A 24,772-nucleotide genomic window follows, 5' to 3' on the forward strand; every position below is an offset into this window, starting at 1 on the left:
ACGACGTTCGCTACGGGGGATCGCGACACGTCGTTGCGCCAGAATCTGAGTTCGGCCGGGTCCGAGCATACGCAACGGCTCCGCGACCGCAAAACACCGTCGGCGCGTGGCGAACTGATATATCGGTCCGCATGGATCACCCACTATCGGCGGTAGTGTGCGGATTTGGGACCCGGCTAGATTGACCGGAATCGTCACGGAGCCCGCCGTCGTCCCGTGAGCACAAGCCGCAAAGGAGCGCGCATGAGCAGCCAGATCGACCACCTGCTGACCGAGGACCGCCGGTTCCCGCCGAGCGAGGAGTTCGCCAAGAATGCCGTCGCGACTGCCGATCTCTACCGCGAAGCAGAGGCCGACCGCGAGGCGTTCTGGGCGGAGCAGGCGCGGGCGCTCCACTGGCACACCCCGTTCTCACAGGTGCTGGACTGGTCCAACCCCCCGTTCGCACAGTGGTTCGCCGACGGCGAGCTGAACGTCGCGTACAACTGCCTCGACCGTCACGTGGAGGCGGGCGACGGCGACCGCATCGCCCTGCTGTGGGAGGGCGAGCCGGGCGACGAGCGACGCATCAGCTACGCCGAGCTCACCGAGGAGGTCAAGCGGGTCGCCAACGTCCTCGGCGAGCTGGGCGTGGGACAGGGCGACCGCGTCGCGATCTACATGCCGATGATCCCCGAGGCCATCGCCGCGATGCTCGCCGTCGCCCGCGTCGGCGCGATCCACTCCGTGATCTTCGGCGGATTCTCGGCCGACAGCCTGCGCACCCGGATCGACGACGCGGGCGCGAAGCTCGTCATCACCGCGGACGGCGGTTACCGCAAGGGCCGGGTTTCCCCTCTGAAGCCGGCCGTCGATCAGGCCCTCGCCGATCGCGGCGCGGGGCCGCAGGGCACGGTCGAGCACGTGCTGGTGGTCAAGCGCACCGGCGACGAGGTGCCGTGGGACGCCGACCGCGACCTGTGGTGGCACGATGTCGTGCCCGCCGCGTCCCCCGAGCACGAGGCGCAGCCCTTCCCCGCCGAGAACCCGCTGTTCATCCTGTACACCTCCGGAACGACCGGGAAGCCCAAGGGCATCCTCCACACCTCCGGCGGGTACCTCACGCAGGCGACCTTCACCAACAAGGTGGTCCACGACCTGCACCCCGAGACCGACGTGTTCTGGTGCACCGCCGACATCGGCTGGATCACGGGGCACTCGTACGTCGCCTACGGGCCGCTCGCCAACGGCGCCACCCAGGTGCTCTACGAGGGCACGCCCGACACGCCCCACCCCGGACGCTGGTGGGAGCTCGTCGAGAAGTACGGGGTCACCGTCCTCTACACCGCCCCGACGGCGATCCGTTCCTTCATGAAGCTCGGCCGGGCCATCCCGCAGCAGTTCGACCTCTCCTCCCTGCGCCTGCTGGGATCGGTGGGCGAGCCCATCAACCCCGAGGCGTGGATGTGGTACCGCAAGATCATCGGCGGCAAGACGGCTCCCATCGTCGACACGTGGTGGCAGACGGAGACCGGCGCGATCATGGTGTCCGCCCTGCCGGGGGTCACCGAGACCAAGCCCGGGTCGGCCCAGGTGCCGCTTCCCGGCATCTCGATCGACGTCGTCGACGACAACGGCGAGCACGTCGGCAACGGCAACGGCGGACTCCTGGTCATCACCAAGCCGTGGCCCAGCATGCTCCGCGGCATCTGGGGAGACCCGGAGCGCTTCCGCGAGACCTACTGGGAGAAGTTCGAGAAGCAGGGCTACTACTTCGCCGGCGACGGCGCACGCCTGGACGACGACGGCGACGTCTGGTTCCTCGGACGCGTCGACGACGTGATGAACGTGTCGGGCCATCGTCTGTCGACGACCGAGATCGAGTCGGCCCTCGTCGGGAACGAGGCCGTCGCCGAAGCGGCGGTGGTGGGCGCGACGGACGAGACGACGGGCCAGGCCGTGGTGGCCTTCGTCATCATCAAGCAGTCCTACCTCGACGCCCACTCCCCCGAGGGCCTCGCCGGTGCGCTGCGGTCATGGGTCGGCGAGCAGATCGGGCCGATCGCGAGGCCGCGCGACGTGTACATCGTCGGCGAGCTGCCCAAGACGCGGTCCGGCAAGATCATGCGCCGGCTGCTGCGCGACGTCGCCGAGGGGCGCGAGGTCGGCGATACGACGACCCTGGCCGACACCGCCGTGATGTCGGTGATCTCCGCCCAGGTGAAGTAGCGCCGGGCTCGCCGCCGCAGGCGTGTCCCACTTTCGGTTGCTCAGCAGTTAGCGAAGCGACCGAAAGTGGGACATGCCCCGCAGGAAGTGGGACATGCCCCGCAGGAAGTGGGACGAGCGGGGTCAGGCGAGGGCGAAGACGACCTCGACCTCGACGGGGCTGTCGAGGGGCAGGACCGTCACGCCGACGGCGGAGCGCGCGTGGACGCCCGCCTCGCCGAAGACCTGGCCGAGCAGTTCGCTCGCGCCGTTGACGACGACCGGCTGCCCGGTGAACTCGGGGACGGACGCCACGAAGCCGGTGACCTTGACGACCCGGGACAGATTGTCCACACCGCCCGCAGCGGCCGCAGCGGCGGCGATGGCGTTGAGCGCGCACTGGCGGGCGTAGGCCTGCGCGTCGGCGGGCGGCACGAGCCCGTGACCGTCACCGACCTTGCCGGTGGCCGGGAGGACGCCCGAGACCATCGGGAGCTGACCCGCCGTGTAGACGAGCCCGCCGTGCACCGTCGCCGGCACGTAGGCGGCGACCGGCGGGACGACCGGGGGGAGCTCGATGCCGAGCTCGGCCAGACGCTGCGAGACGCTCATCACGCCCCCTCGAACTGCTGCGCGGCCTGAGCGGCCGCGCCGAGCCCTGCGTTGGCGGCGCCGCCGCCGGCGGGACGCTTGAAGTAGGCGACGAGGCCGCCCTCGGGACCGGGCACGACCTGCACGAGTTCCCACCCCTGCTTGCCCCAGTTGTTGAGGATCGCGGCGGTGTTGTGGATCAGCAGCGGCGTGGTGAGGTACTCCCACGTGGTCATCGGGTGCTCCCTTGCGACGGCGCGGATAGGCGCGGCATGCGGGCCCTACCGAGGGTTCCCCCAGGTAATTCCCTTACGATCAAGCCTATGCCCCAATCGAAACGGACAGCCACCGGCGTGCTCGGCGGCCTTCTGGGCCTCATCGGTCTGAGCACCGTGGCCGGCGTGCTGATCACCGCCACCGTGACCCCCGCCATCGCCGTGTCCGGATATGCGGCCTCGAGCGCCATCACCATGTTCGACAAGATGCCGAGCTATCTCGAGCCCGCGTCGCTCATGCTGCCGACGCGCATCTACAAGAAGAACGCCGACGGCAAGAACGTGCTCATGGCGCAGTTCTACGACCAGAACCGCATCCCGGTCACGTACGACCAGGTCAACCCGGTGATGTACGACGCGATCCTCTCCAGCGAGGACAAGAACTTCTACACGCACGGCGGCGTGGACCTCATGGGCACCCTGAAGGCCCTGGCGGGCAACGCCTCGGGCAGCAGCACGCGAGGCGGCTCGACGATCACGCAGCAGTACGTGAAGAACGTCCTCCAGCAGAACTGCGAGTTCGACGCCGCGAGCGAGGAGGAGGTGCGGGCCTGCTTCCTCCAGACCACGGTCAACGAGGGCGCCGAGGGCTACCAGCGCAAGCTCCAGGAGATGCGCTACGCGATCCAGCTCGAGAAGGAGTACGAGAAGAACGACATCCTCCTCGGCTACCTGAACATCTCGTCCTTCGGCGGGACCGTGTACGGCATCGGCGCTGCGGCGCAGTACTACTTCAGCACCACCGCGGCCAAGCTCACCATCGCTCAGGCGGCCACGATCGCCGGCATGGTGCAGGAGCCGAACACCTTCCGCATCGACAAGCCCAAGGGCACCTGGACCGACAAGGCCGGCAACGCCCGCAACGGCGAGGCCGACGGCTACGCCGACACCCTCAAGCGCCGCGACTACGTGCTCGGCCGCATGCTCGCCGACGGCAAGATCACGCGGGCGGAGTACGACGAGGCGAAGGCCTCGCCGATCGAGCCGAAGATCAGCCAGCGCAAGCAGGGCTGCAGCCAGGCCAAGGGCGCGCAGTTCTTCTGCGAGTACGTGGTGTCGATCATCCGCACCGATCCCGCCTTCGGCGAGTCGAAGGAGGAGCGCGCCGCCGCACTGCGCCGCGGTGGCCTGAAGGTCTACACGACGCTCGACTACGACCTGCAGAAGGCCGCCAACGACGCGATCGACATCGTGCCGGCGAGCGTGGACTACATGGACCTCGGCGCCTCCGGCGTGCAAGTGGAGGTGGGCACCGGGCGTGTGCTGTCGATGGTGCAGAACCGTCCGTACAGCACGAAGACCGACGACCCCTCGACCACCCAGGTCAACTACAACGTCCGCAAGCAGAACGGCGGCGGCAGCGGCCACTCGGCCGGATCGACCTACAAGGTCTTCAGCCTCGTCAACTGGCTGCAGGAAGGGCATTCCGTCAACGAGATGCTCAATGGCCGCACGGGCCTGAAGAAGGTGAACACCTGCGACGGTGCGACCCGCGACCAGTACGCCGACAACTCGGGTCAGACCAACCACATCGGAAACTTCGAGAACAACTCCGGCTACACGGGCTCCGTCTACCGGTTCACGAAGGACTCGCTGAACTCCGGCTTCCTGGCCATGGCGGAGAAGATCTCGGTGTGCAGCACCAACCAGGTCGCCATGCAGATGGGCGTCATGCGCGGTGACGGCACTCCCCTCGACGAGGTGCCCGAAGGCTCCGGCCTCTCGGCCAACGTTCCCTACAACGTCCTCGGAGACGCCAACGTGGCGCCGATCGACATGGCGCAGGCGTACGCCGCGATCGCGTCGAACGGCATCCTCTGCGAGTCGAAGGTGATCGACCGCGTGCTCAACGCCGACGGCAGCGACCATGCGATCCCCGACACCAAGTGCGAGCGCGTCCTCAGCGAGGCCGTCGCCTCCACCGCCGCCTACACGCTCGAGGGCGTCATGAAGGCCGACGGCACCGGCTCGGGCGCGCGCACCTACGACGGCACGCCCATCTTCGGCAAGACCGGTATCCACCAGTTCCTCCACACCTGGATGGACGGATCGAGCTCCGAGGTCACCACGGTGGTCTGGGTCGGCAACGCCAACGCCAAGAAGAAGAACGGCGAATGGGTCAACACCCGACTCGACAACTACTACGAGTCGGGCTACCGCCTCTCGCGCATCCGCAACGGCATCTGGCCCGAGATGCAGCGCGCGGCCAACGCCAAGTACGGCGGCGACGACTTCCCGAGCCCCGACGAGGAGCTCACCAAGCAGGTGTACGTCACCCTCCCGAGCGTCATCGGCATGAGCATCGACGAGGCGACCTCGACCCTGCGGTCCGCGGGCTTCTCGGTGACGGTGGCGGACGCCATCGACGCGACCGAGAAGGCAGGCACGATCGTCGAGCAGAGCCCGGGCGCCGGCCGCGTGGCCGGGGGGACCAGCGTCACGATCACCCCCAGCAACGGCGAGGGCGTGGCCGTCCCGTCGGTGGGCGGAACGCCCGATGACGCCGAGAACGCGCTGCGGGCCGCCGGGTTCGGCCGGATCGACCGCGAGTGCACGCAGCAGGAGGGCGCCCCGCCGCAGGGCGTCGTCACCGGCACCGATCCGGCCGCCGGAACGATGGTCGGCCGCAACACGCAGATCACGATCCAGTACCAGGCCGCCAACTGCGGCGGTCCCGGGAACGGCAACGGCAACGACGGGAACGACGACTGAGCGCCCGCACGCCGCTTCGCACCGCCCTCATGGCTCCTCTCGGAGTCATGGGGGCGGTCGGCGTCGGCTCGGCGATCTGGGGCATCGGGATCGAGCGGTACCTGTTCACGGTCCGCCGTCACGACCTCGCCGTGCTCCCGCCCGGCAGCGCGCCACTGACCGTCCTCCACCTCTCCGACGCCCATATGGCGCCGTGGCAGCACCGCAAACAGCGTTGGATCGCCGAGATCGCCGAGCAGACGCAGCCCGACCTCGTCGTGAACACCGGCGACAACCTCGGACATGCCGACGGGCTCGACGGCATCCGCGCGGCCTTCGCGCCCCTGCGCGGGATCCCGGGATTCTTCGTGCACGGGTCCAACGACGTCGTCGGTCCGACGGCGCGCAACCCGCTCCACTACTTCTCCGGTCCGTCGGGCCACAAGCGTCGCGCCGAGCGGCTCGACACCCCCGCCATGGACGCCTACTTCGCCGATGAGCTCGGCTGGACCGATCTGGACAACACCGCCGCGCGGCTGACCGTCGGCGGCCTCACGATCGACGGCTTCGGCGTGGACGACGCCCATCGCGACTGGGACGAGCTCGACGCCGCGGCCGGGGCCCTTCAGCGGGTCCGCCGCGGGCGCTGGTGGCAGGTCCCCCGGGAGGCGGGGCTCACCCTGGGCGTCACCCACGCCCCCTACCGTCGCGTGCTCGACCGCTTCACAGATCTCGGCGCCGACATGCTGATCGCCGGGCACACCCACGGCGGCCAGGTCCGCGTCCCGTTCTCCCCGAACGCCCTGGTCGCCAACTGCGACATCCCCCTCGACCAGGCGCGCGGCCTCAGCACCTGGCATCACGGGAGCCGCTCGGTGCCCCTCAACGTCAGCGCCGGGCTCGGCCACTCCATCTACGCGCCGGTGCGCTTCGGGTGCCGCCCCGAGGTCTCGGTGCTGCGACTGCTGCCCATCACGCGTCCCGATTCGGTGTGAGCGCCGGAACGGGGTAGACTCGGAGGGTTGCCACGGGGTGTGGCGCAGCTTGGTAGCGCGCGTCGTTCGGGACGACGAGGCCGCAGGTTCAAATCCTGTCACCCCGACTGCACGAGGCTCCGCCTTTGATTTCGATCACGGGCGGAGCCTTTCGCATAACCGCCGATACGGAGTACGCGCCATGACCACGCCCCGCCTCGTCGCCTTCGACCTCGACGACACGCTCGCCCCCTCCAAGAGCGCCATCTCGCCGCGCATGGGCGAGCTGCTGCTCGCCCTCGCCGAGCGGGTCGAGGTCGCGATCATCTCCGGCGGACAGCTGCTGCAGTTCCAGTCCCAGGTCGTCGACCGGCTGCCGGCGACCGAGGCCGAGGTCCTGGGACGGTTCCACCTGCTTCCCACGTGCGGAACGCAGTACTACCGCCTCGAGGCCGACGGCGTCCGCACCGTCTACGCGCACGCCCTCACCGACGACGAGAAGCAGCGCGCCCTCGCCGCGGTCGAAGAGGAGGCGCGCCGCCTGGGCGTCTGGGAGTCGGAGACCTGGGGCGACATCCTGGAGGACCGCGGCTCGCAGATCACCTTCTCGGCACTCGGCCAGACCGCACCGGTCGACGCGAAGACCGCCTGGGATCCGACCGGGGCGAAGAAGAACGCCCTCCGCGACGCCGTGGCCGCGCGCATCCCCGACCTCGAGGTCCGCTCGGGCGGCTCCACCTCGGTCGACATCACCCGCCGCGGCATCGACAAGGCCTACGGCATGACGCGCCTCGCGGAGCAGACCGGCATCCCCCTCGACGACATGCTCTTCGTCGGGGACCGCCTCGACGAGCACGGGAACGACTACCCGGTGCTCGCGATGGGCGTCGCCTGCCACGCGGTGACCGGCTGGGAGGACACGGTCGACTACCTCGAGGCGCTCATCCCGACGCTTCCGTCGCGCTGAGCCTCCGCCCCCGCAGCGCTAGGCCTTCACGCGCGTCGGCGCCCGCCGCGGCGCGGGCGCCAGGACGGGGGTGAGACGCTGCAGCTGCGTGACGTGACGAGGCTCCAGCTCCGCGAGCGACGAGACGCCCAGGAGGGTCATCGTGCGCTCGATCTCGGAGCGGAGGATCGCGATCGTGCGGTCGACCCCGCGCCGTCCGCCCGCCATCAGGCCGTAGAGGTACGCGCGGCCGATGAGCGTGAACTTGGCGCCGAGGGCGACCGACGCCACGATGTCGGCACCGTTCATGATGCCCGTGTCGATCATGACGGTGGCGTCCTTGCCGACCTCGCGCACGACCTTCGGCAGCAGGTGGAAGGGGATCGGCGCACGGTCGAGCTGGCGCCCGCCGTGATTGGACAGCACGATGCCGTCGACGCCGAGGTCCACGAGCCGCTTCGAGTCCGGCACGTTCTGCACACCCTTGACGACGATCCTGCCGGGCCACATCTCGCGGATCACCGCGAGATCGTCGTAGCTGATGGTCGGGTCCATCGCGGCGTTGAGGAGCTCCCCCACCGTCCCGCCGGTGGTCGTGAACGAGGCGAACTCGAGCTTGGGCGTCGTGAGGAAATCGATCCACCACCAGGGGCGCGGGATGGCGTTGACGATCGTGCCGACCGTGAGCTGCGGTGGGATGGAGAAGCCGTTCCGCTTGTCGCGCAGGCGGGCGCCGGCGATCGGCGTGTCGACCGTGAACATGAGCGTGTCGAACCCGGCGTCCGCGGCGCGCTTCACGAGCCCGTACGAGAGCTCGCGCTCCCGCATGACGTAGAGCTGGAACCAGTTGCGTCCGTGCGGGTTGGCGGCCCGGACGTTCTCGATCGAGGTGGTGCCGAGCGTGGAGAGCGTGAACGGGATGCCGGCTGCGGCAGCCGCGGATGCGCCGGCCACCTCCCCTTCGGTCTGCATGAGGCGGGTGAAGCCCGTGGGGGCGATGCCGAACGGGAGCGCGGAGGGCCCGCCGAGGATCTCGACCGACGTGTCCACGTGCTCGGCGGGACGCAGGATGTCGGGGTGGAACTCGATGTCCTCGAACGCCTGCCGTGCCCGGGCGAGGGACAGCTCGCCCTCCGCGGCGCCGTCGGTGTAGTCGAACGCCGCCTTGGGCGTGCGCCGCTTCGCGATCGCGCGCAGGTCGGCGATCGTCAGCGCCGCGTCCAGGCGCCGCTTCGTGCCGTCGAGCTCGGGCTTCTTGAACTGCATGAGCTCCAGGAGCTCGGAGATCTTGGGCAGCTGCCGCTGGACCATGGTGGTGTCTCGTCTCTCTCGTGTCGCCCCGCGGGGCTCCGGCGCCCGGTCAGAGGCTGTGCGCGGGTGCCGGGAGGCCGGCGTCGGCGTAGTAGCCCGTGATGTGGGCGCGCAGGACCTCCCGGGCGCGCTCGGCGTCGCCCGCCTCGATCGCGTGGACGACCTCGGCGTGTTCGTGCCGGAGACGGGAGGCGGTGCCCTGCCAGTCGGGGATGCGCTCTGCCCCGGCCCGGATGTAGCTCTCGATGGTGGTGCGCAGCCCCGCCATGGTGGCGGCCACCACGATGTTGCCCGCCGCGTCGGTGAGCCGCAGATGGAACTGGGTGTCCAGCGCCAGGAACTCCTCGGCGGTGAGCCCCTCGGCCGTCATCGCTTCGAGAGTCGCCCGCGCCGGGCCGAGATCGGGCTCGGCCTGCGCAGCGAGGTGCCCGACCGCCCACTCCTCGAGCAGGAGCCGCGTCTCGTACACGTCGGGGATCGGGAAGCCCTGCGCCGCCACCTGCAGGCGCAGGAACTGCGCCAGGCCGCCGTGGGGCGTCGCCGTCACGATCGCGCCGGAGGTGGGACCCGAGCCGGTGGCGGTGCGGATGAGGCCCATCACCTCGAGCACGCGCAGCGCCTCCCGCACGCTCGACCGTCCCACCCCCAGCGTCGTGGCGAGCTCGCGTTCGGGCTGAAGCCGGTCGCCGGGTCCGAGCCTGCCTTCGAGCAGGTCGGACTCGATCTTCTCGAGCACGACGCGCCAGGCGCGTGCCGGTGTGGAGTCGCTCATGGTTCCCTTCCGTGGTCTGGTCACACTACCGTCTGTGGTCTGGCCGCGCCAGGATTGCGCTGAAACGTTACAAGACCGAGCGCGACAACGGGCGAGCGGGACGCCGGGTCAGCTGAGGCGCCCGCCGGACTCGCGGAGGTAGCACTCGGCGCACATCGACTCGTACGTGACACGGTCGGCGCTCAGCTGGTCGATCGCGACCTGATCGCCGTCGAAGACGAACCGCCCGCCCACGAGCCGCGCGTTGAACAGCGCCTTCCGTCCGCAGCGGCAGATGGTCTTCAGCTCCTCCAGACTGTGCGCGAGCTCCATGAGGCGCGCGGAGCCCGGGAAGGCGCGGGTCTGGAAGTCCGTGCGGATGCCGTAGGCGAGCACGGGGATGCGGTCCTCGACCACGATCCGCAGGAGGTCGTCGACCTGCGCCGCCGTCAGGAACTGCGCCTCGTCGATCATGAGGCACGCCACGTCGTACCGCGCTCCCGTGGCGCTGGACTCGGGGATCAGGGCCTCTTGCTCGGCCACGCGACGCACGCGGTCACGGTGTTCGGCGAACAGCGAGCGCAGGTCGTCGCCCGGGGCGATGAGGAAGTCCACGAGCCGCTCCACACCCAGACGACTGGAGATGCGGTCGGCGCCCTTGGTGTCGATCTCGGGCTTGGCCAGCAGCACGTGCTGACCGCGCTCCTCGTAGTTGAAGGCTGCCTGCAGCAGCGCGGTGGACTTCCCGGAGTTCATCGCGCCGTAGCGGAAGTAGAGCTTCGCCACTGATCAGGGGTTGATCTTCAGTGCCGCGGCGGTGGTGCGCAGGGACTCCTCCGCCACCTCGGGCCGCGTGTTCAGGGTGTCGCCGTAGCTCGGGATGAGTTCGCGCAGCGCGGGCTCCCACCCGGGCATCCGGTCGGGGAAGCAGGTCCTCAGGAGCCCCAGCATGATGGACGCGGCGGTCGAGGCACCCGGCGAGGCACCCAGCAGGCCGGCGATGGAGCCGTCGGCGGAGCTGACGACCTCCGTGCCGAACTGCAGCACGCCGCCCTTCTCGGGATCCTTCTTCATGACCTGCGCACGCTGGCCGGCCTGCAGGAGCTCCCAGTCCTCGTCCTTCGCCGTGGGCATGAACGTCCGCAGCGAGTCCACCTTCTTCTTGTGGTTCTTCAGCAGCTCGCTCACCAGGTAGCCGATGAGGCCGGGGTTGTCGATGGCGACCTTGATCATCGGCCACAGGTTCCCCGGACGCACCTGCGCGACGATGTCGGTGATGCGGCCGTTCTTCAGGAACTTCGGGCTGAACGTCGCGAACGGGCCGAACAGGAGCGACGCCTCGCCGTCGACCACCCGGGTGTCCAGGTGCGGCACCGACATGGGCGGCGCCCCGACGGAGGCCTGGGAGTACACCTTCGCCTTGTGCTGGGCGACGATGGCCGGGTTGCTGGTCTTCAGCCACTGGCCGCCGATGGGGAAGACGCCGTAGCCCTTGATCTCGGGGATGCCCGAGCGCTGCAGGAGCTTGATCGCCCACCCTCCCGCGCCCACGAACACGAATCGGGCGTTGAGGCTGCCGGGCGTCTTGCCGAGGGAGTTCCGGTACGACACCTTCCAGGTGCCGTCCTTCTGGCGGCTGAGGTTGCGGACCTCGCGGTTGGTGACCACCTCGACGCCCTGCTCCTCGAGGTGGGCGAACAGCTGCCGGGTGAGGGCGCCGAAGTCCACGTCGGTGCCGGCGGGTACCCGGGTCGCGGCGAAGGGCTCGCCCTTGCGTCGCTTCTGCATGAGCAGCGGTGCCCACTGGTTGATGACGCGCGAATCCTCGGAGTACTCGATCCCCGCGAACAGCGGCTGGGTCCGCAGCGCCTCGTAGCGCTTCTTCAGGTACGCGACGTCCTTCTCGCCGCGCACGAAGGTCATGTGCGGGGTGGCGTTGATGAACGTCGACGGCTCATCCAGCACGCCCCGCTCGATGAGCGAGGTCCACAGCTGACGGCTCTGCTGGAACTGCTCGTTGATCGCGACCGCCTTGGCCGGGTCGACCGAGCCGTCGGGGCCCTCGGGCATGTAGTTCAGCTCGCACAGGGCGGCGTGGCCGGTGCCCGCGTTGTTCCAGGCGTTGGACGACTCCTGAGCGACCTCCGACAGCCGTTCGCAGACGACGATCTTCCACTCCGGCTGCAGCTGCTTCAGCAGGGTTCCGAGGGTGGCGCTCATGATGCCACCGCCGATCAGGACGACATCGACTGGTTCACTCACGATGTCCCAGTCTAGGCCCGGTTTTCCCCGGCCCCGACGGCGGGCCGCCACGGCATCCGGAAAGGAGCGGCGTTCTTTCGCCCACGGCAACCGCCGTCCGCGGCGAGGCGACGCGGTCTCAGACGGCGGCGGTCAGGCGCGCCGCGACGAGCTCGGCGATCTGCACGGCGTTCAGCGCCGCTCCCTTGCGCAGGTTGTCGTTGCTGACGAACAGCACGAGGCCCTTGCCCTCGGGCGCCGACTGGTCTTCGCGGATGCGGCCGACGTAGCTCGGGTCGTTGCCGGCGGCCTGGAGCGGGGTCGGCACCTCCTCGAGTGCGACTCCGGGAGCCGACGCCAGGATCTCCCGTGCGCGGTCGGGCGTGATGTCGTGGGCGAACTCGGCGTGGATCGAGAGCGAGTGACCCGTGAAGACCGGGACGCGCACACAGGTGCCGGCGACGCGGAGGCCCGGCAGCTCGAGGATCTTGCGGCTCTCGTTGCGGAGCTTCTTCTCCTCGTCGGTCTCGTTCAGACCGTCGTCGACCAGGTTGCCGGCCAGCGGGATCACATCGAACGCGATCGGCGCCACGTACTTCTCCGGCTGGGGGAAGTCCACCGCACCGCCGTCGTGGACGAGGTCGAGCGTGCGGCCCTGGGCCAGGACGCCCTCGACCTGCCCGAGAAGCTCCTGCGCACCCGCGAGGCCGGAGCCCGACACCGCCTGGTAGGTGCTCACGACGAGACGCTCGAGTCCGGCTTCGCGGTGGAGCGGCGCCAGCACCGGCATCGCGGCCATGGTGGTGCAGTTCGGGTTGGCGATGATGCCCTTGGGCAGATCCTCGATCGCGTGCGGGTTGACCTCGCTGACCACGAGCGGCACGTCGGGGTCCATCCGCCAGGCGCTGGAGTTGTCGATGACGACGGCGCCGGCCTCCGCGAACCGCGGCGCGTGCGCGCGCGAGCCGGTGGCGCCGGCGCTGAAGAGCGCGATGTCGATCCCGGACGGATCGGCGGTCGCGACGTCCTCGACGACGATCGTCTCGCCGCCGAACTCCACCGCCGTCCCGGCGCTGCGGGCCGTCGCGAACAGCCGCAGCTCGCGGATCGGGAACGAGCGCTCGGCGAGGATCTCGCGCATGACCGTCCCGACCTGGCCGGTGGCGCCGACGACGGCGACGGAGAGTCCGGATTCGGAGATGCGGGTCATGGTGGATCCTTGCGACGAGTACGGCGATGCGGGTGAGGTGCCCGAGCGGGCGTGTCGCCGATTCTACCGGCCGCCCGACGGGCCGGACGCCCGCGCGCGATCAGCGCCAGCTGCCCAGCTTCTCGGGATTGCGCATCATCCAGATGTCCGTGACGCGGTCGCCGTCCGTGGCGAACGAGACGACCGCCGACACCTCGCCGTCGAGCCGGATGAGGAGGCCGTCCCCGTCGCCGTGGACGACGTGCTCGTACGTGGCCGCCGGGAGCTTGCGGGCAAGGCCCAGCAGGAACCGGGCCACGTCGTCCGCGCCGCGCACCGGTCGCCGGGCCGCCGACACGATCCCGCCGCCGTCGGAGCGCAGCACCACATCGGGGTCGAGGATGCCCACGAGCGCCTCGAGCGAGCCGGAGCCCGCCGCCTCGGCGAAGGCCGCCACGAGTGCCGAGTGACGCTCGGGCGGAACACCGGCACCACGGCGCTGCCCCACATGGCGGCGGGCGGACGTCGCGAGCTGGCGGCAGGCGGCCGGCGTGCGGCCCACGACCTCGGCGATCTCGGCGAACGACAGGGCGAAGACGTCGTGGAGCACGAAGGCCACCCGCTCGGCGGGCGTGAGGGTCTCGAGCACGAGCAGCAGCGCCGTCGAGACGCTGTCGGCGCGCTCGACCGCCTCGGACGGATCGTCCGCGGGCGACGCGTACGCCGGCACCGGCTCCGGGAGCCACTCGCCCACGTACCGCTCGCGGCGCGCGCGCGCCGAGCCGAGCATGTCGAGGCAGATCCGTCCCGTCACGCGCATCAGCCATGCACCGGGCGAGCGGATGGCGTCGCGCTCCGCGTCGTCGAGGCGCAGCCACCGCGTGTACGCCTCCTGTACGGCGTCCTCGGCATCCGCCCTCGTGCCGAGCATGCGCAGCGCCGCGGCCACGAGTGTCGGCCGCTCGGCCAGCAGGGTGCTCTCCACGCCCACCTCCCCGGACCCGCCGGGGCGGCCGGGTCCACCTCACATTCTGGCCTGCTGCGTCGTCGATGAAGCGACCGATCAGAGAGAGGACACCCCATGAGGATCGCCGTCGCAGGAGGAACCGGAACCGTCGGACGCGAGATCGTCGCCGCCGTGCGGGCCCGCGGACACGAGGCCGTCGTGATGGCCCGGTCGACGGGCGTCGACCTCGGCACCGGGCAGGGGCTCGACGCGGCGTTGGCGGGCGCGGACGCCGTGATCGACGCGTCGAGCATCGGCACCATGAGCGCCGAGGAGTCGAGGGCGTTCTTCCGCACGGCCTCCGAGACGCTGCTCGCCGGGGCCGCGCGCGCCGGCGTCGGGCACGCCGTGCTCCTGTCCATCGTGGGGATCGACCGGAATCCGCACGGCTACTACGCGGGCAAGGTCGCGCAGGAGGCGGTCTGGACGCAGAGCCCCGTGCCGTCGACGATCGTGCGGGCGACGCAGTTCCACGAGTTCGCGGGCCAGGTGTCCGGGCAGGCGAGACTCGGGCCGATCCAGCTGGCTCCGCACGCCCGCACCCAGCCGATCGCGGCGGCCGAGGTGGCCGCCCACCTCGCGGGGCTGGTCGAGGCGCCCGCGGCGGGTCGGGCGACCGACATCGCGGGCCCCCGCGAGGAGGACCTGGCCGACATGATCCGCGCGTGGGTGCGCCATCAGGGGCGGCGCGGGCCAGTCATCGCCGTGAGCCTGCCGGGAGCGCAGATGCGCGGCATGCGCGCCGGGCTCGCGCTCCCCGGCCCCGACGCGCTGCGCCTCGGTCCGACCTTCGCCGACTGGCTCGCCGACCGCGGCTGAGGCGGTGCGGCGAGACGGCCGCGCAACCGGTCGTTGAGCGAGGAGCACAGCGACGAGACGAAACGGGAACGACGTTTCGACTCGCTGCGCTCGCTCAACGACCGACGAGACGGGCGCGCCACCGGGCGTTGAGCGAGGAGCACAGCGACGAGACGAAACGGGAACGACGTTTCGACTCGCTGCGCTCGCTCAACGACCGACGAGACGGGCGCGCCACCGGTCGTTGAGCGAGGAGCGCAGCGACGAGACGAAACGGGAACGACGTTTCGACTCGCTGCGCTCGCTCAACGAGCGAGGAGACGGCCGCGCCACCGGTCGGTGAGCGAGGAGCGCAGCGACGAGACGAAACGGGGGCGACGTTTCGACTCGCTGCGCTCGCTCAACGACCGACGAGACGCTCGCTCAACGACCGAGGAGACGGCGCGCGACGGCGGGGCGGTCCTCAGCGGCCGGAGCCGGCGTAGACGACAGCCTCGGTGTCGCCGTCGAGGCCGTAGGCGGTGTGCACCACGCGCGCCGCGTCGGCCAGCTCGTCGCCGCGGACGACGACCGAGATGCGGATCTCTGAGGTCGAGATCATCTCGATGTTGACGCCCGCCGTCGACAGCGCCTCGAACAGCGTCGCAGAGACGCCCGAGTGCGCGCGCATGCCCGCCCCGACGACCGACAGCTTGCCGATCTGGTCGTCGTGCACGAGGCTCTCGAACCCGACCTGCTGCTGCTCGGCGGCCAGCGCCCGCAGCGCCGCCGAAGCGTCGGCCTTGGGCAGCGTGAACGAGATGTCGGTGCGGCCGGTCGCGGCGGCGGAGACGTTCTGGACGATCATGTCGACGTTCGCTCCGCTGCGCGCCACGATCTTGAAGATCTCCGCGGCCTTGCCGGGGACGTCGGGCACGCCGATGACGGTGATCTTGGCCTGGCTGAGGTCGGTCGCGACACCGGCGACGATCGGCTCTTCCACTTCTCCTCCTTCGACCCCCTCGGGAACCGTCATCCCGGGTCCGAGCACGAACGTGCCGACCCCCGAGCTGAACGTCGAGCGGGCATGGATCAAGACGCCGTGGCGGCGAGCGTACTCCACCGCACGGATGTACAGGACTTTGGCGCCGTTGGCGGCGAGCTCGAGCATCTCCTCGGCGCCGACGGTGCTGAGCTTGCGGGCGTTGGGGACCACGCGCGGGTCGGCAGTGAAGATGCCGTCGACGTCGCTGTAGATCTCGCACACGTCGGCGCCGAGCGCGGCCGCCAGGGCGACCGCCGTGGTGTCGGACCCGCCGCGGCCGAGCGTGGTGATGTCACGGGTGTCGCGGTTGAAGCCCTGGAATCCGGCGACGATCACGATGGCGCCCTCGTCGAGCGCTTCGCGCACGCGGACGGGCGTGACGTCCACGATGCGCGCCGCACCGTGGTGGGCGGTGGTGATCATCCCGGCCTGGCTGCCGGTGAGCGAGCGCGCCTCGAAGCCCATGGAGTGGATGGCCATCGCCAGCAGCGCCATGGAGATCCGCTCCCCCGACGACAGCAGCATGTCGAGCTCGCGCGGCGCCGGGATCGGGGCGACCGCGTGGGCGAGATCGAGGAGCTCGTCGGTCGTGTCGCCCATCGCACTGACGGCGACCACGACGTCGTGTCCGGCGCGACGCGCGTCGACGATCCGCTTCGCGACGCGCTTGATGCTCTCGGCGTCGGCGACCGACGACCCGCCGTACTTCTGGACGATCAGCGCCACTGCACAACACTCCCGGGAGAAGGCCGGCCACCCGGGCCGGCGGGCCGCTACCGGCCCCGACCTCTCATCTTAGAGACGCGCGGATGCCGCTCGAGCCATGTGACGCAGGTCCGCGAGCGCGTACCGTGGACCCATGAGCGCTCACGTCGAAGCCATCTGGAACCGCGCCCTCGACCTCGCCTCGCCGGCCGAGGCGAGCCGACCCGGCGATGTCGCCCTGCTCACCGTGCTGACCTTCCATGGGCTCGTGACCAACGGCGGGCTCCTCAACGCCGTCGAGCTCCATGCGTACGACGACGTCTACCCGAGCGACGCCGTCGTCGAGGCGTACCGGTTCCTCGGACTCGAGGACGCGGCCGCCGCGATCGACAACGCGGTGCTCGAGCAGCGCGACCTGGTCGTGCGCGGCGACGACGATGACGACGTCGCGGATGCCGCGGAGCGCATCGACGCCACGTACACCCTCGACGACGACGACATCGAAGCCGCCCTCGCGGTGGCCGTGCGCAACGACCCCGACGACTTCGCCCCCGTCGACTAGGTCGCGCCGGTCAGGCGATCGGAAGGTCGGTCGCGGGCGCGGGGCGACGACGCAGCCGCCCGCCGGTCGCGGCGAGCCAGCAGCCGAGGATCACCAGCGGGAAGCCGACGAGCAGGCCCGGCGACAGCGCCTCGCCGAGCACGATCACGCCCAGCAGCACGGCGACGACCGGGTTCACGTAGGTGAACAGCGGCGCGCGCACCGGGCCCACCTCGCGGATGAGCGCGAAGAAACCGAGGAAGGCGACCGCGGTGCACAGGATGCCGAGCGCGACGAGCGCCACGGTGGAGCGGACGGTCGGCACCTCGTGCTGGGTGAGCAGCCCGAAGGGCAGATAGGCGAGGCCGATGAACAGGAGCGAGAGCGTGATGGTCCCGAGCGAGGGCACGTCGCGGAGCTTGGTCGCGATGAGGAACGGGGCGATGGCGTAGAGCAGGGCCACCAGCAGCACCTGTCCGACTGCGAGCAGAGCCGCGTCGGCATCGGCCACCGCCAGTCCGGGACCCAGGACGATCACGGCGACGCCGGCGAACCCCATGCCGAGCCCGACCGTCCGCGCCGGGGACAGCACGCCGCGATCGCCGCGCAGGAGCGAGATGAGCGCGGCGAACAGCGGCACGGTCGCCACCAGCAGCCCGGTGAGTCCCGACGGCAGGGTCTGTTCGGCGTGCCCGAGCAGCAGGAACGGTCCCGCCATCTCGATCGCGCCGAACGCGAGCACCCACGGCCAGACGCGCAGGGCGGGGCGCAGCGCGCCGCGGTGAAGGGCCAGGGGAAGGAGGATCGCGGCGCCGAGGAGCGTGCGTCCGGCGACGATCGCGGCGGGCGAGAAGGAGTCGACCGCCTCCTTGATGAACAGGTACGGGATGCCCCACAGCACGGCCATCGCCCCGTAGAGGAGCCAGCCGCGCGTCGAGACGGACGGGCCGCCCATCAGACGCTGCGACGACCCTCGAAGGCGCGCCCGAGGGTGACCTCGTCGGCGTACTCGAGATCGCCGCCGACGGGGAGCCCGGAGGCCAGCCGCGTGACCCGGATCTCGAGCGTGTGCAGCAGACGGCTGAGGTAGGTCGACGTCGCCTCGCCCTCGAGGTTGGGATTGGTGGCGAGGATCACCTCCTGCACCGTGCCGTCGGCGAGGCGCTGCATGAGCTGGGTGATCCGCAGATCGTCCGGGCCGATGCCGGCGATCGGGCTGATGGCGCCGCCGAGCACGTGGTAGAGCCCGCGGAACTCCCGCGTGCGCTCGATGGCCGAGACGTCCTTCGCGTCCTCGACGACGCAGATGAGCGTGGGGTCGCGACGCGGGTCGCGGCAGATGCCGCAGCGCTCCTGCTCGGACACGTTGCCGCAGATCTCGCAGAACCGCACCCGCTCGCGCAGCTCGCCCAGGAGCTGCGACAGGCGCGACACGTCGAACGTGGGCGTCTGGAGGATGTGGAACGCGATGCGCTGCGCCGACTTCGGGCCGATGCCGGGAAGGCGGCCGAACTCGTCGATGAGGTCCTGGACGATGCCGTCGTACATGGTCAGCTGAACCTCGTGGGCGGTGTGTAGGGCTCTTCACGGACGAAGGTGGCGCCGAGCATCTGGCGGACCACCGCCTCGCCCACCCGCTCGATGCCGTTCGGCCGGGGTGCTCGCGCCGGCGCCGGGCGGTCCACGGCGACGGGGGCGCGGGGCGGGATCGGCGCGTCCGCAGCCACGGGCGGCGGAAGCTCCTCCTCCTCTTCGGCCGTCATGGGCGCGTCGGCATCGGCGAGGACGTCTCCGGCGTGGGTGAGGGTGAGCGTGCGCACCGGCGCCGACGCCGCCTCTTCGGGCTCGTCGTCGACGGCGAGCGGGGCACTGGACGCCTCACCACCGGGGATCGGCGCCACGGCCCACTCGGTGACGGGCGCCGGCGCGGCGGACGCGCGGGACGGAGCGGGGGCCGACGACGCGCCGGAGCGCGGTGCCGGTCCGGCCGAGGGAGCGGGAGGGTCCTGACGCGCGGAGGGAGCCGGAGGCACGCGGGAGGAGGGAGACGCTGACGCACCCTCCGCATCTGCATCACCGGACGACGCGCCGCCGCCGGCGGCTGCCGGGGCGGCCGGCTCGTGACGGGCCACGTACTTCACCCGGACGCCGAGGATCTGGATGATCGCGCCGCGGAGGTCTTCGCTGGGGCCCTTGCCGGCGGCCAGCTTCTTGAACGACGCGACGTCGGATGCGCTCGGGAAGGCCAGCGTGAGGACGTCGTCGACGAACGCGACCGGACGCGCGGCCGAGGCGAGCATCCACGAGGAGCGGCTGACCGGCTCGAGGGCCGCGAGGATGCGTTCCCAAGCCCCGGTGACGTCGTCGAGGGTCAGCGGACCGGAGGGCACCGGCGGGGCCGGCGCTTCGGCGGCGGGAGCGGGTGCGGCGGGTGCGGCGGGTGCGGCGGCAGGAGCGGCCGCGACGGGAGCAGGTGCGGGAGCCTGAGCCGCCGGAGTCGGCGACGGCGCGGCCGGAGGCTCCGCCGCAGCAGGAGCGGCGGCGGGAGCGGGTGCGGCGGGAGCGGTGGCAGGAACGGCCGCGGCGGGAGCGGTGGCAGGAACGGCCGCGACCAGCGGCGCCGGCGCTCCGCTGGCGAGCACGCGCGCCACGAGGAGCTCGAGCTGGAGCCGCGGCGATGTGGCACCCGACATGTCGTCGAGCGCCGTCACGACGATGTCGGCGACCCGCGAGAGCCGGTCGGTGCCGAAGGCCGACGCCTGCACGCCCATGCGGTCGAGCTCGTCGGCCGGCACGCCGCGCAGCACCGCGGAGGCGCCCGCACCGGTGGCCGACACGATGATCAGGTCGCGCAGCCGCTCGAGGAGATCGTCGACGAAGCGGCGCGGATCCTGGCCCGTCTGCACGACACGGTCCACGGCGGCGAAGGCGGCGCCGGCGTCGTGCCGGGCGAACGCCTCGACGACCTCGTCGAGCAGCTCGGCGTGCGTGTAGCCGAGCAGCGCCACCGCCCGCTCGTACCCGACGACGCCGTCGTCGGAACCGGCGATGAGCTGGTCGAGCAGCGACAGCGTGTCGCGCGGCGAGCCTCCGCCGGCACGGACGACGAGCGGGAGCACGCCCGGCTCGACCGAGACGTTCTCGGCGGTGCAGAGCTGCTCGACGTACTCGAGCATGGCTGCGGGCGCGACGAGACGGAAGGGGTAGTGGTGCGTGCGCGAGCGAATCGTGCCGATGACCTTCTCGGGCTCGGTGGTGGCGAAGATGAACTTCACGTGCTCGGGCGGCTCCTCGACGAGCTTGAGGAGCGCGTTGAAGCCCTGCGCGGTGACCATGTGGGCCTCATCGAGGATGAAGATCTTGAAGCGGTCGCGCGCCGGGGCGAACACGGCGCGCTCGCGCAGGTCGCGCGCGTCGTCGACGCCGTTGTGCGAGGCCGCATCGATCTCGACGACGTCGAGCGACCCGCCGCCGCCGCGGCTGAGCTCGACGCAGCTGTCGCACGTGCCGCACGGGGTGTCGGTGGGTCCCGCCGCGCAGTTCAGGCACCGGGCGAGGATGCGCGCCGACGTCGTCTTGCCGCAGCCGCGCGGGCCCGAGAACAGATAGGCATGCCCCACCCGATCGCCGCGCAGGGCCGTCATGAGGGGCTCGGTGACCTGCGACTGCCCGATCATCTCGCCGAAGGACTCGGGCCGGTAGCGGCGATACAGGGCGGTGGTCACCAGAACAGACTACGGCGTACCGGGGACATCGTGCCGGGCGCGCATCCCGGCGCCCTGCCGCGGGAAGAACGTCGTCCCCGGCGACGTTGAGCACTGTCATGGAACCCGCACCCGTCGACGTCGTCGTGATCGGCGCGGGCCAGGCGGGACTGTCGGCCGCCTACCATCTGCGGCGCCGCGGGTTCGTGCCCGTCGACGCTCCCGGCGACGACGACGACCCGACCGGCACCTTCGTCGTGCTCGACGCCGACGCCGCTCCCGGCGGCGCCTGGCAGCACCGGTGGGCGTCGCTGCGGATGGCGACCGTCAACGGCATCCACGAGCTCCCGGGCCACCCCGTGCCCGCCGCGGACCCGTCCGCCGCCAGCCGCGACGTCCTCCCCGCCTACTTCGCCGACTACGAGCAGCGGTTCGAGCTGCGCGTCCGGCGACCGGTCACCGTCTCCGCGGTGCGCCGCGCCGACGACGACCCGGACGGCGACCTCGTCGTCGAGACCGATCGCGGCCGCTGGCGGGCGCGCTGGGTGATCAACGCCACCGGCACCTGGCGGCGCCCGTTCTGGCCGCACTACCCAGGTCAGGAGCGCTTCGCGGGGCGGCAGCTCCACGTCCACGACTACGTGTCGGCGGAGGAGTTCGCCGGTGAGCGCGTGGTGATCGTGGGCGCGGGCATCTCGGCGATCCAGCTCCTGGACGAGATCTCGCGCGTCGCCGACACGTTCTGGGTGACGCGGCGAGAGGTCGACTGGGATGCCGGCGACTTCGACACGGCCGCGCGCATCGCCGCGATCGCCGGGGTCGAGGAGCGCGTGCGCCGCGGCCTGCCTCCGGGGAGCGTCATCTCGGTCACGGGTCAGCACTGGACGCCGTGGGCGCGGGCGGCGCGGGACCGCGGCGTGCTGGTGCGGCATCCCATGTTCACCGCCGTCGAGGAGCACGGCGTGCGCATGCCCGACGGCTCGTTCGAGCCCGCGGACGTCATCCTGTGGGCGACGGGCTTCCGCGCCGACATCGCCCACCTCGCCCCGCTGGGGCTGCGCACCGCCGCCGGGGGCATCCGGGTCGCCGACGGACGCGCCATCGACGAGCCGCGGCTCTTCCTGATCGGCTACGGCCCGTCCCAGTCCACCGTCGGCGCGAACCGTGCCGGCCGCGCCGCCGTGCGGGCGATCATGACCGACATCGCCCGCCGCCCCGCCGAGCGCGCGCCCGAGGAGGCGGACGTCGGCGCGGCGTGATCAGGTGTCGACGCCGAGGTTGCCGTGCTCGGACTGGACGGGCGACGAGGCGGTGATCACCGGGATGGCCGACGTGTTGGTGGAGATCGGCACGGAGGCCGAGATCATCGACCCGTCCTCGCGGAGCTGATCGCTGATGTCGCCGAGGGTCGGGCGACCCGACAGCACGGGTCCCTGACCGTCGAGCGGCACGACGACCGTGCCGCCGCCCTCGACGGCGTAGCCGATGCCGCGCACCTCGAATCCCACCGACTCGCCGGGGCCCGCGACCACGGTGAGCGCGTCGGCGGTGACCGTGATCTTCAGCTCGGTGCCGTGCCAGTGCAGCGTGTACGAGAGCGAGGGCCAGTCGGCCGGCAGGCGCGGGTCGAACGACAGGTCGCCGAAGTGGTCGCGCATGCCGCCGAAGCCGGCCACCAGCGCCGTCCACACCCCGCCGGCCGAGGCGACGTGCACACCGTCGGCCGCGTTGTGGTGGAGGTCGCCGAGGTCGACGAAGATCGACTCGCGGAAGTACTCCAGCGCGAGGTCCTGGTAGCCCACTTCGGCCGCCAGGATCGACTGCACCACTGCCGACAGCGTCGAGTCGCCCGTGGTCAGCGGGTCGTAGTACTGGAAGTCGGCGAGCTTCTCCTCGGCGGTGAAGTGGTTGCCCTGCAGGTACAGCGCCAGCACCACGTCGGCCTGCTTGAGCACCTGGTAGCGGTAGATCACCAGCGGGTGGAAGTGCAGCAGCAGCGGACGCTGCTCGGGCGGGGTGTTCTCGAGATCCCACACCTCGCGCTCGAGGAAGACGGCGTCCTGCGGGTGGATGCCCAGCGCCTCGCTGTACGGGATGTGCATCGCCTCGGCGGCGTGCTCCCACGCGTCGGGCTCGCCGGGCTCCAGGCGCAGGCGGTCGACCATGAGGGCGTACTGCTCGGGCTCGTACTCTGCCATCTCGCGCACCGCGCGCGCCGCGAAGCGCAGGTTGTAGCGCGCCATCACGTTGGTGAAGAGGTTGTCGTTGACCACCGTCGTGTACTCGTCGGGACCGGTCACGCCGTGGATGTGGAACACCTCCGGCTCACCGTCCTCGTTGAAGCGCCAGAAGCCGAGCGTCGTCCACAGCCGCGCGGTCTCGACCGCGATGTCCACGCCCTCGCGGTGGAGGAACTCCTCGTCGCCCGTCGCCCGCACGTACTTGCCGAGCGCGAAGCTCACGTCGGCGTTGATGTGGTACTGCGCGGTGCCGGCGGCGTAGTACGCCGAGGCCTCCTCGCCGTTGATCGTCCGCCACGGGAACAGCGCCCCGGCCTCGTTGAGCTGACCGGCGCGCTTGCGGGCCGATGGGAGCATCAGGTAGCGCATCCGCAGCGCGTTGCGCGCCCACAGCGGCGTCGTGTAGATGAGGAACGGGAGCACGTAGATCTCGGTGTCCCAGAAGTAGTGGCCGCTGTAGCCGGAGCCCGACACGCCCTTGGCGGGCACGCCCTGGCCGTCGGCGCGCGCGGCCGCCTGGGCGAGCTGCCACAGGCACCAGCGGGTGGCCTGCTGGAGGTCGTCCCGGCCCTCGATGACGACGTCGGAGCGCTGCCAGAACGCGGTGCACCAGGCGGCCTGGCGCTCGAACTGCGCGGCCACCCCCTCGGCGGCGACCCGGTCGAGGGTGCGCCGGCCGCGGTCGACGAGCTCCCGGGCGGGGACCCCGCGGGAGGTGTGGTAGCTCACGAGCTTGGTGACCGTCACCGGCACCCCCGCCTTGGCCTGCACCCGGAAGACGTTCTTCGCGATGTCGGGTTCGGCGAGCGTGCGGGCCGAGTACTCGTTCTCGGTCTCGACCACGTGGTCGGCCACGACCGCGATCGTCATGCCCGACTCGGTCACGCGGTAGGCCAGCGCGGCGCGCGCGCCGTCCTGCCAGAACTCCTGCGGCTGCAGCACGCGCTCGTGGATCTTCTCCGCCTTGCGCGGGTCGAAGCCGGCCTTCGCGCCCGCGCCGCCCGGGCGCCCGCCGCTGTAGACGTCCTGACCGTCCTGGCGGTTGATCATCTGGCAGCTCACCGTGACCGGGGCGTCGGCGTTGAGCACCGTCACCGTGACGCTCATGACGGCGAGGTGCTTCTCCTCGAACGAGACCATGCGGTCGAAGTCGATGACGACGTCCTTGCCGCTGGGGGTGGTCCAGCGCACGTGCCGCGTGAGCACTCCCGTGCGGAAGTCGAAGGCGCGCTCGTACTCGCGCACGTCGGCCACGTCGAACGACAGCGGCTCGTCGTCGACGTAGACGCGCATGACTTTGGCGTCGGGGGCGTTGATGATCGTCTGTCCGACCTCGGCGAAGCCGTAGGCCTGCTCGGCGTGACGGATCGGGAAGATCTCGTGGAAGCCGTTGACGAAGGTCCCGTGCTCGTGCGCGTGGCGCCCCTCGGGGTGGTTGCCGCGCAGGCCGAGGTAGCCGTTCCCCTGTGCGAACAGGGTCTCGGTGACCCCGACGTCCTCGAGCGAGAAGCTGCGCTCGACGAGACGCCACGGGTCGACGGGGAAGCGATCGCGATCGATCATGGAGCTCCTCTGGTCTGGAGGTCGACGACGGACGG

The 24,772-nt window shown here is 71.0% G+C and carries 20 protein-coding genes and 1 tRNA gene; 8 read left to right on the top strand and 13 right to left on the bottom strand.

Going from position 1 to position 24,772, the window contains the following annotated elements:
• The first annotated feature begins 243 nt into the window (after positions 1-243).
• Positions 244-2,208, top strand: coding sequence for an acetate--CoA ligase (acs, locus tag ACPWUT_RS10965; RefSeq protein ID WP_284527956.1), 1,965 nt, complete (start codon positions 244-246; stop codon positions 2,206-2,208).
• A 123-nt stretch (positions 2,209-2,331) separates the two neighbouring features.
• On the opposite strand, the gene ACPWUT_RS10970 is transcribed toward acs, so the two are convergent.
• Positions 2,332-2,799, bottom strand: coding sequence for a RidA family protein (locus tag ACPWUT_RS10970; protein WP_284527957.1), 468 nt, complete (start codon positions 2,797-2,799; stop codon positions 2,332-2,334).
• A complete protein-coding gene (locus ACPWUT_RS10975) occupies positions 2,799-3,014 on the bottom strand; it encodes a hypothetical protein (protein WP_284527958.1) in 216 nt (71 codons plus the stop codon). Before ACPWUT_RS10975 ends, ACPWUT_RS10970 begins: the two co-directional genes overlap by 1 nt.
• An 87-nt stretch (positions 3,015-3,101) precedes the next feature.
• On the opposite strand from ACPWUT_RS10975, the gene ACPWUT_RS10980 reads away from it, so the two are divergent.
• From ACPWUT_RS10980 to ACPWUT_RS10995, 4 genes are all read left to right on the top strand, one after another.
• Positions 3,102-5,765, top strand: coding sequence for a transglycosylase domain-containing protein (locus ACPWUT_RS10980; RefSeq protein ID WP_425837503.1), 2,664 nt, complete (start codon positions 3,102-3,104; stop codon positions 5,763-5,765).
• Between the two features lie 29 nt (positions 5,766-5,794).
• Positions 5,795-6,739: a metallophosphoesterase gene (locus ACPWUT_RS10985; protein WP_284527960.1), complete on the top strand. Its 945-nt coding sequence runs from the start codon at positions 5,795-5,797 to the stop codon at positions 6,737-6,739.
• A gap of 33 nt (positions 6,740-6,772) precedes the next feature.
• Positions 6,773-6,846 (top strand) — tRNA-Pro (locus ACPWUT_RS10990).
• A 74-nt stretch (positions 6,847-6,920) separates the two neighbouring features.
• A complete protein-coding gene (locus ACPWUT_RS10995) occupies positions 6,921-7,685 on the top strand; it encodes an HAD-IIB family hydrolase (RefSeq protein WP_284527961.1) in 765 nt (254 codons plus the stop codon).
• Positions 7,686-7,703: 18 nt separating this feature from the next.
• Here ACPWUT_RS10995 and ACPWUT_RS11000 read toward each other — a convergent pair whose 3' ends face one another.
• From ACPWUT_RS11000 to sigJ, 6 genes are all read right to left on the bottom strand, one after another.
• On the bottom strand, positions 7,704-8,975 hold the full coding sequence (locus tag ACPWUT_RS11000) for an alpha-hydroxy acid oxidase (RefSeq protein ID WP_284527962.1): 1,272 nt from the start codon (positions 8,973-8,975) through the stop codon (positions 7,704-7,706).
• Between the two features lie 49 nt (positions 8,976-9,024).
• Complete coding sequence (locus ACPWUT_RS11005) at positions 9,025-9,747, bottom strand: FadR/GntR family transcriptional regulator (RefSeq protein WP_284527963.1); 723 nt, start codon at positions 9,745-9,747, stop codon at positions 9,025-9,027.
• Positions 9,748-9,855: 108 nt separating this feature from the next.
• Positions 9,856-10,512: a thymidine kinase gene (locus tag ACPWUT_RS11010; protein ID WP_425837509.1), complete on the bottom strand. Its 657-nt coding sequence runs from the start codon at positions 10,510-10,512 to the stop codon at positions 9,856-9,858.
• Positions 10,513-10,515: 3 nt separating this feature from the next.
• Positions 10,516-11,988 carry a malate:quinone oxidoreductase gene (locus ACPWUT_RS11015; protein WP_425837512.1) on the bottom strand — a complete coding sequence of 491 codons (1,473 nt, stop codon included), beginning with the start codon at positions 11,986-11,988 and terminating at the stop codon, positions 10,516-10,518.
• Positions 11,989-12,106: 118 nt separating this feature from the next.
• Positions 12,107-13,177, bottom strand: a complete 1,071-nt coding sequence (locus ACPWUT_RS11020) for an aspartate-semialdehyde dehydrogenase (RefSeq protein ID WP_425837515.1) — start codon at positions 13,175-13,177, stop codon at positions 12,107-12,109.
• Between the two features lie 100 nt (positions 13,178-13,277).
• The gene (sigJ, locus tag ACPWUT_RS11025) at positions 13,278-14,141 is read right to left on the bottom strand and encodes an RNA polymerase sigma factor SigJ (protein WP_425837518.1); all 864 of its coding nucleotides are present in this window, start codon (positions 14,139-14,141) and stop codon (positions 13,278-13,280) included.
• 96 nt (positions 14,142-14,237) lie between these two features.
• Here sigJ and ACPWUT_RS11030 point away from each other — a divergent pair, with 96 nt between their 5' ends.
• The gene (locus ACPWUT_RS11030; RefSeq protein ID WP_284527969.1) at positions 14,238-14,981 is read left to right on the top strand and encodes an SDR family oxidoreductase; all 744 of its coding nucleotides are present in this window, start codon (positions 14,238-14,240) and stop codon (positions 14,979-14,981) included.
• Between the two features lie 442 nt (positions 14,982-15,423).
• Here the strand turns inward: ACPWUT_RS11030 and ACPWUT_RS11035 are convergent, their stop codons facing one another.
• Positions 15,424-16,710, bottom strand: coding sequence for an aspartate kinase (locus ACPWUT_RS11035; protein ID WP_284527970.1), 1,287 nt, complete (start codon positions 16,708-16,710; stop codon positions 15,424-15,426).
• Positions 16,711-16,843: 133 nt separating this feature from the next.
• On the opposite strand from ACPWUT_RS11035, the gene ACPWUT_RS11040 reads away from it, so the two are divergent.
• Positions 16,844-17,251 carry a DMP19 family protein gene (locus tag ACPWUT_RS11040; protein ID WP_284527971.1) on the top strand — a complete coding sequence of 136 codons (408 nt, stop codon included), beginning with the start codon at positions 16,844-16,846 and terminating at the stop codon, positions 17,249-17,251.
• A gap of 10 nt (positions 17,252-17,261) precedes the next feature.
• On the opposite strand, the gene ACPWUT_RS11045 is transcribed toward ACPWUT_RS11040, so the two are convergent.
• From ACPWUT_RS11045 to ACPWUT_RS11055, 3 genes are read right to left on the bottom strand one after another with little or no spacing between them, the layout of a single operon-like run.
• Positions 17,262-18,185, bottom strand: a complete 924-nt coding sequence (locus ACPWUT_RS11045; protein ID WP_425837528.1) for a DMT family transporter — start codon at positions 18,183-18,185, stop codon at positions 17,262-17,264.
• Positions 18,185-18,778, bottom strand: a complete 594-nt coding sequence (gene recR, locus ACPWUT_RS11050; RefSeq protein WP_425837531.1) for a recombination mediator RecR — start codon at positions 18,776-18,778, stop codon at positions 18,185-18,187. The genes ACPWUT_RS11045 and recR overlap by 1 nt, the downstream gene beginning before the upstream one ends.
• 2 nt (positions 18,779-18,780) lie before the next feature.
• Positions 18,781-20,955, bottom strand: a complete 2,175-nt coding sequence (locus ACPWUT_RS11055) for a DNA polymerase III subunit gamma and tau (protein ID WP_425837534.1) — start codon at positions 20,953-20,955, stop codon at positions 18,781-18,783.
• Between the two features lie 98 nt (positions 20,956-21,053).
• Here ACPWUT_RS11055 and ACPWUT_RS11060 point away from each other — a divergent pair, with 98 nt between their 5' ends.
• Positions 21,054-22,193: an NAD(P)-binding domain-containing protein gene (locus ACPWUT_RS11060; RefSeq protein ID WP_425837537.1), complete on the top strand. Its 1,140-nt coding sequence runs from the start codon at positions 21,054-21,056 to the stop codon at positions 22,191-22,193.
• On the opposite strand, the gene ACPWUT_RS11065 is transcribed toward ACPWUT_RS11060, so the two are convergent.
• Positions 22,194-24,737, bottom strand: coding sequence for a glycoside hydrolase family 65 protein (locus ACPWUT_RS11065; RefSeq protein WP_284527976.1), 2,544 nt, complete (start codon positions 24,735-24,737; stop codon positions 22,194-22,196). It lies immediately after the preceding gene.
• Positions 24,738-24,772: the final 35 nt, after the last annotated feature.

Origin of the sequence: Microbacterium sp. PA5, from assembly GCF_049860775.1 — a bacterium.
Lineage (GTDB): Bacteria > Actinomycetota > Actinomycetes > Actinomycetales > Microbacteriaceae > Microbacterium.